Here is a 6398-nt window from a genome sequence, read left to right on the forward strand (position 1 = left end):
ATAACAAACTCATCCTCATCCTGGACCATAAAGCCTGTCACTTGGTTGAGGGACATGGTCCTAAGAGCCCTGACCTTCTCATTTTCAAAAATCCCCTCTTCAATTTCTTCTAGGTCAGAAAACTTTATATGATCAAATAAATTAAAAACTTCCATCAAATCTCCTCCTGTTTTAGTCCATCTATACCCTTTTCAAAAGTATTTTATTTACAATTAAATTTATTTCTTCTCCCTCTAAAATAAAAAATCTCCCTCTTAGTTACACACTAGTTGGAAGATTTAAAAACATCAAAACTTTTATTCTATTTTATAAGATAATCTTTGTAGAAGCTTAAGTCTTGGACGACTTCTAGGACTCCCTTGTAGTTTCCTTCCTTATCTCTTACAGCATAGTAAGTAATTGCCGTATCTTTGCCTCCTATAGGTCTTACTAGTCTGAACTCGTCTCTTTTTCCTTCTTTGAAGTCTTTGATTAGTCCCCTTACTATTGGTTCTGCCTTGGGTGGGTGACAGGAGTAGACTGGGCGGCCTAGGGCGCTTTCTGGTCTTTTAAAGACCTTACTTCCCTCATGGTCGTTGAAGTAGGTGTTTATATCCTTATCATCGACAAAGGTAAGCTCTAGGTCCATTGTATCAAATATCGCTTCGATTTGATCGTAGCTTAGTTTGCCTTTCTTGAAAGTTACAAAGCCATCTTCTTCTATGCTTTTCTTATCCTCATCTTCTATTTCTTCATAGGAAATTAGGGAGTGGTCGTAGTCTTTTAGGTCCTTGTAGAGGAGGGCTAAGTCTTCCCCTTTTACATTTTCCTCTAGTAGGGGAAAGAGGATATTGTCTTCCTTGTAGGTCATCTCTTCTGCCCTTTGGATGGCTTCGTTTAGGGCTTTCTCGTCTTTTTTCTTTATAGCCTTTCTAATAGCCTTAGCTATTTCTATATCGACAGCCCACATGACATCTGATGGACCTGGCTTATTGTATTTTACCTTAAGGAGAGGATAGATTAGGTCTCCCTTTTTCTTGTAGTGACTTCCTATAGACATTAGCTTCTCGTAATCTTTGTCTTCTTTGGCCTTTTTTATGATTTCTTTTATCTTTTCATTTTCCCTTTCCATATAGGAGATAAAAGGATCTTCGCTTTCTTCTTTGCTCTTCTCCTTATGAGTCATACCATGAAATAGGGCAGAATGGACATCGCAAAGTCTCCTAACTTCGTCCTTATCGATTCCAGCTTGTAGGAGTTCTTCTTCCGCATCCATTATCTCTGATGATGAAACTCCTTGGAAGTTTTCTTTGAAATCTTTCCTTACCCTTTCTAGGTCCTCTCCCTCAGAAAGTCTTGAGATATATGATTTGATCAGTTCTTTTCTCCTGATTACTTCTGGGTCTAGTGAAGAATCGCAAACTTCATAACCATAGTTTTCTATCTTATCTGCTAGATTTTCTATGCCCATAAGATTCGCTCCTCTTTTGAGGGATGTTTTCTTTCCCATACTTTTGAGCAAAATTGGATTGTCTAATCCCTTAAAGCCTATTTCTGTAAGTATATCCTTAAGTTCTGGTTTTTCTTCTATTAAATCAAAAACTGTTTTGTTTATATCAACTTTCATAATTGCCTCCATATGTTTTAACTGGTTTTATTATATAGCTATTGAGAATAATAATCAGTAACATATGTTACAAGCGAAGAAAAAGACCCCGCTTAAGCGAGATCTCTATTTCATCTTTTCCAATTCTATACTGAATTTTTGTAATATTTTTTTCTCTATTCTTGATACTGTCATCTGGCTTATGTCCAGGGTGTTTGCTATGTCTACCTGGGTTCTTCCTTCGTAGTATCTAAGTTCTAAGATTTCTTTTTCTAGGTCGTTTAATCTTTCTTTGGACTTATCGATCAGATCTTTAAGCTCGATTGAATCGAAGTTTTTGTCATCTTCTCCAATCATATCTGATAAGTCGATGGCGTTTTCTCCCTTTTGGACTTGGTATTTCATATCCAAGGATTGGGGAGTATAGACCTTACTTGCTTCCATAGTCTCGAGTATTGTCTCCTCGTCTTCTCCCAAATAATCAGCTATATCTCTTATAGTTGGTGTTCTTTGAAGCTCTTGAGGGAGGATTTTCTTGGCTGTATTGATCTTTTTGTAAAGGTTTTGTATCCTACGAGGAACCCTGATTACCCAACCCTTGTCTCTAAAGTATCTTTTAAGCTCACCCATTATGGTTGGGGTTGCAAAGGATGAAAAGGCAAAGCCCTTGGTTGGGTCATATCTTTCTACAGCATATATTAAGCCTAAGCTTGCTACTTGGTAGAGATCGTCTTTTTCGATTCCCTTGCCTACGTATTTGTTGGATAATATATCGACTATATACATATGCTCTTCGATAAGCTCATCTCTAAGTTTTATGTCGCGAGTCTTATAATACTCTTCGAATTTTTCTTGAATGGCCTCTTTGTGCTCTTTTTTGCTTGACTTAGACATTATTCTGCCCTTATTGTTAGTAGAATCTTTTCATCTTCGATTGTTAGCTCATCACATAATTCTTCTAGGATTAAGTCTCTCATGGAGAGGGCTCTTGGCTCTAGTTCTCTGTCCTTGCCTATGACTTCTACCTTTAGATTTTTCTCTTCTGCATAGAAGTTTATTGTGATGTCTTCTTCGTTTAGCTTGTAATTTACTGCCTCAGATACTACTACTCTTATGTCTTCAACTTCTTCTATATTAAAGCCTAAGTCTGAGGCAAGGCTTGCTGCAAAGAGCCTCAATGACTTGATATAGAGGCTATTTGCAGGGATTTTAATGCTTAGTTTTTCCATATCACACCATCTCAAATATTTCTGTAAGATCTGTAATCTTGAAAAGCTTTAAGATATTTTCTTTTGGATTGATTATCTTTACTTTTTTTCCTCTTTCCTCGTTAAGCTTGTATATTTTCATAAACATACCAAGACCTGTTGAGTCAAGATAGTCAAGATTTTTGATATCTATTATTATATCTTTGTTCACAGTCTCTATTTCATCTTCTATAAGAGATTTGAATTCTTCTTCTGAATATACATCGAGATCTCCAGAAAGATCTAGCACTAGCTTGTCATTTTCTTCTGTTATATTTGCCTTAAACATCTTCTTCCTCTTCTTCCAAAGTGCTATATTTAGCTACTGAAACAATCCTGTCATTTTCGTCTGTAAGGTTTTTAAGCTTGACACCTACTGTGTTTCTGCCTGTTATAGATATGTCCCTTACATTTAATCTTATCATATCACCTGATAGGGATACCATCATTATATCATTATCTAGGTCAACTGGTAAAGTATCTATTATTTTTCCAGTTTTTTCTGTAACCTTGTGGCATTTGACACCCTTGCCACCCCTGTTTTGGTTTTTGAAATTGTTAAAGGAGGTCTTCTTGCCGTAGGCGTTTTCTGTTACGACAAGTAGGTAGGTCTCATCACCTTTTATATTCATAGATACAACTTCATCGTCCTTATCGAGCTTGATTGCCCTTACACCTTGGGCGATTCTTCCCATAGATCTAAGATCGGCTGAGTTAAATTGGATGGTCATACCATTTTTAGTAGATATAATTAGCTCTTCTTCCTTATCTATTTGTCTAACTGAGATTAGCCTATCGTCTTCTTTGAGGGATATGGCTATGATTCCATTTTTCCTAATATTGGTGAAGTTTTCGGCATCAGTTTTCTTGATTGTACCCATCTTGGTCTGTAGGACTATTTGGCTATCCTTGTTTAATTCGGATAAGGTCATCATTTCTGTAATCTTTTCTCCAGATTCGAGCTTTAGGATATTGATAATCGCAATTCCTCTTGATTGGCGGCTTCCTTCTGGTACTTCATAAGTCTTTAGAGAGTAGACCTTACCAAAGGATGTGAAGAATAAGAGGTCCTCGTGGGTGTTGGTTGTCTTTATCTTCTTGATAAAGTCTCCTTCTTTGGTATTTCCTGCAGCTATCCCCTTGCCGCCCCTGTTTTGTACCTTGTAGGTATCTATAGGGAGTCTTTTGATGTAGCCATCTTTGGTTAGGGTAAGGAGAACATCTTCTTTTTCGATTAGCTCTTCTATCTCGATTTCACCTTCATCTGGTATGATCTTGCTTCTCCTGTCATCAGAGAATTTCTCTTTTATCGCTTCCATCTCATCGATTATTAGATTGAGGAGGTTTTCTTCTGAATTTAGGATAGACAGAAGATATGCTATAGTCTCTTCTAGCTCTTTGTTTTCAGCATTTAACTTATCAATTTCAAGTCCTGATAGTCTTTTAAGTTGCATATCAAGGATGGCTTGAGATTGCTTGTCTGTAAGGCCGAATTTTTCAAAGAATATTTTCTTAATCTCGTCATTGTCATAAGAAGACCTGATTATTCTTATTATCTCATCTATATTGTCTATAGCAATAATAAGACCTTCTACAATGTGTTTTCTAGCCTTAGCCTTGGATAGGTCAAAGCTTGTCCTTCTTGTAACTACATCCTTTTGGTGGTCGATATAGTATTCGATTAATTCCTTTAGATTTAAAATCTTAGGCACACCGTCTACTAGGGCGAGGTTTATTATTCCGAAAGTTGTCTCGAGCTGAGTGTATTTGTAGAGGTTATTGAGGACTATATTTGCATTAGAGTCTCTTTTGATCTCTATTACAATCCTCATTCCCTTTCTATCTGATTCATCTCTGATGTCAGATATGCCATCGATTCTTTTTTCTTTTACAAGGTCTGCCATCTTTTCTATTAGTCTTGATTTGTTGACTTGGTAAGGGATTTCTGAAACTATAATTCTTTCTCTATTTTTCTTAAAGGGTTCGATTTTGGCAACAGCACGAAGCTTAACCCTGCCTCGTCCTGTGGTATAAGCATCTTTTATTCCTGATTTACCAAGGATGTAGGCTCCTGTCGGAAAGTCTGGTCCTGGTATTATTTTGTTTAAATCCTCAATAGAGATTTCAGGATCTTTCATATAGGCTATACAGGCATCGATTGACTCTCCTAGGTTGTGAGGGGCCATATTTGTAGCCATACCTACAGCTATACCGTTTGATCCATTTACAAGAAGATTAGGAAATCTTGAAGGAAGGACAACTGGTTCGAGCTCTTCTTCGTCGAAGTTTGGCATAAAGTCGACCGTATCCTTGTTGATATCTCTTAGCATCTCCTTGGCGATCTTGCTCATTCTAACTTCTGTATAACGCATAGCAGCTGCGTCATCTCCGTCGATTGAACCGAAGTTACCTTGACCTTGGGCCAAAGGATATCTGGTTGAGAAGTCTTGGGCAAGTCTTACCAAGGCATCGTAGATAGCACTATCACCGTGAGGGTGATATTTACCCATTACATCACCGACTACCCTGGCGGATTTTCTGGTAGGCTTGTTTGGATCAAGTCCTAAGCCTTCCATTCCGTTGAGGATTCTCCTATGAACTGGTTTTAGACCATCTCTTACATCTGGAAGGGCCCTTGATACGATTACACTCATGGAGTATTCGAGATAGGAGTCCTTCATCTTCTTTTCTAGGTCTACATTAATAATATTGTTATCTTCTATCATTTTGCCTCCTATACGTCAATATTTGATACGTACTTGGCGTTTTCTTGGATAAAGTTACGTCTTGGTTCTACCTTCTCTCCCCTTAGAAGTGAGAAAGTATCATCTGTACTAGTTGAATCTAGGTCTTCATTTACTCTTAGAAGAACCCTGTGATCTGGATCCATTGTAGTATCCCATAGTTGATCTGCATTCATCTCACCAAGACCCTTATATCTGTTTATCTTGTAATTATCTACATCAAGTTCCTTAAGAACCTTATCTCTTTCAGCATCTGTATATACATAGCGTTCATTTCTGCCATGACTTATCTTATACAAAGGTGGTTGGGCGACATATACGTGGCCTTCGTCTATTAGTGGCTTCATGTATCTATAGAAGAAGGTCAAAAGAAGAGTTCTGATGTGGGCTCCGTCGACATCGGCATCGGTCATGATTATAATCTTACCGTAGCGGAGCTTAGAAATATCAAATTCCTTGCCTATTCCTGTACCAAAGGCTGTAATCATAGCCTTAATCTCTTCTGAGTTTAGGATCCTATCGAGATTTGCCTTTTCTACATTCATGATTTTTCCTCTAAGAGGAAGAATTGCTTGAATCCTATTATCTCTTCCACCCTTGGCAGATCCTCCCGCAGAATTACCCTCGACTATGAAGATTTCATTTTCTGAAAGATCGGTTGATTGGCAGTCGGCAAGTTTTCCTGGCAGAGTTGTCGAATCTAGGATTGATCTTTTCCTGGTTAGGTCTCTTGCCTTTCTTGCAGCTTCCCTCGCTCTTCTGGATGCTAGGGCCTTTTCTATTATATTTTTGGCAGGCTTTGGGTTTTCCTCTAGATAGGCT

The 6398-nt window shown here is 37.9% G+C and carries 6 protein-coding genes; all 6 read right to left on the reverse strand.

Annotated elements, in window-relative coordinates:
- Window positions 1–301 precede the first annotated feature (301 nt).
- Window positions 302–1606, reverse strand: coding sequence for a DUF438 domain-containing protein (locus tag MRZ08_RS04190; RefSeq protein ID WP_297379608.1), 1305 nt, complete (start codon window positions 1604–1606; stop codon window positions 302–304).
- A 105-nt stretch (window positions 1607–1711) separates the two neighbouring features.
- Window positions 1712–2479 carry a SigB/SigF/SigG family RNA polymerase sigma factor gene (locus tag MRZ08_RS04195; RefSeq protein WP_297379610.1) on the reverse strand — a complete coding sequence of 256 codons (768 nt, stop codon included), beginning with the start codon at window positions 2477–2479 and terminating at the stop codon, window positions 1712–1714.
- Complete coding sequence (locus MRZ08_RS04200) at window positions 2479–2814, reverse strand: anti-sigma regulatory factor (RefSeq protein WP_297379612.1); 336 nt, start codon at window positions 2812–2814, stop codon at window positions 2479–2481. The genes MRZ08_RS04195 and MRZ08_RS04200 overlap by 1 nt, the downstream gene beginning before the upstream one ends.
- Window position 2815: 1 nt before the next feature.
- Window positions 2816–3121 carry an STAS domain-containing protein gene (locus MRZ08_RS04205; protein WP_297379615.1) on the reverse strand — a complete coding sequence of 102 codons (306 nt, stop codon included), beginning with the start codon at window positions 3119–3121 and terminating at the stop codon, window positions 2816–2818.
- On the reverse strand, window positions 3114–5558 hold the full coding sequence (gyrA, locus tag MRZ08_RS04210) for a DNA gyrase subunit A (protein WP_297379617.1): 2445 nt from the start codon (window positions 5556–5558) through the stop codon (window positions 3114–3116). Before gyrA ends, MRZ08_RS04205 begins: the two co-directional genes overlap by 8 nt.
- An 8-nt stretch (window positions 5559–5566) precedes the next feature.
- Window positions 5567–6398: toprim domain-containing protein (locus tag MRZ08_RS04215; protein ID WP_297379620.1), on the reverse strand; the 832-nt coding region annotated here is incomplete at its 5' end.

This window comes from Anaerococcus sp., assembly GCF_022770135.1.
GTDB lineage: Bacteria > Bacillota > Clostridia > Tissierellales > Peptoniphilaceae > Anaerococcus.

Coding starts and splice junctions, on each gene's coding strand:
- MRZ08_RS04190 (WP_297379608.1), bottom strand. CDS start 1,606: ATGAAAGTTGATATAAACAAAACAGTTTTTGATTTAATAGAAGAAAAA.
- MRZ08_RS04195 (WP_297379610.1), bottom strand. CDS start 2,479: ATGTCTAAGTCAAGCAAAAAAGAGCACAAAGAGGCCATTCAAGAAAAA.
- MRZ08_RS04200 (WP_297379612.1), bottom strand. CDS start 2,814: ATGGAAAAACTAAGCATTAAAATCCCTGCAAATAGCCTCTATATCAAG.
- MRZ08_RS04205 (WP_297379615.1), bottom strand. CDS start 3,121: ATGTTTAAGGCAAATATAACAGAAGAAAATGACAAGCTAGTGCTAGAT.
- gyrA (WP_297379617.1), bottom strand. CDS start 5,558: ATGATAGAAGATAACAATATTATTAATGTAGACCTAGAAAAGAAGATG.